The sequence below is a fragment of the Sulfitobacter sp. HI0129 genome (assembly GCF_001635395.1).
Classification (GTDB): domain Bacteria; phylum Pseudomonadota; class Alphaproteobacteria; order Rhodobacterales; family Rhodobacteraceae; genus Sulfitobacter.
Genome location: NZ_LWGH01001063.1, coordinates 1 through 287, shown reverse-complemented (window position 1 = coordinate 287; position 287 = coordinate 1). Strand labels below are relative to the sequence as shown.

1 protein-coding gene is annotated in these 287 nt (G+C 64.5%); it reads right to left on the bottom strand.

Features of this window, described 5'->3' with window-relative positions; translation table 11 throughout:
* A partial coding sequence (locus A3764_RS22570; RefSeq protein ID WP_150122414.1) for a zinc-binding dehydrogenase occupies positions 1–287 on the bottom strand: 287 nt, incomplete at both ends.

Sequence of the window (287 nt, the reverse complement as noted above, 5' to 3'; positions counted from 1 at the left end):
ACGATGTCTTCGGTCACCTTGATCTGGCCCGCTTCGACCCAGTGGCGCAGCGCGCGGAGCGCCTTGTCGTCGTCCTGCGCGAAATCCATCACGATGAACCCTTCCATCCGCAGGCGTTTCACCACGACGACGCCGGGCAGGTTGCGCGGGCCGGTGGGGGCTTCGGTATCGTATTGACTGATCGCCCCGCAGCAGACAACGCGCCCCCGTTCGTTCATGTTGGCCAGCGCCAGTTCCAGCACGCTGCCTCCCACGTTGTCGAAATAGACGTCGACGCCATCGGGGCA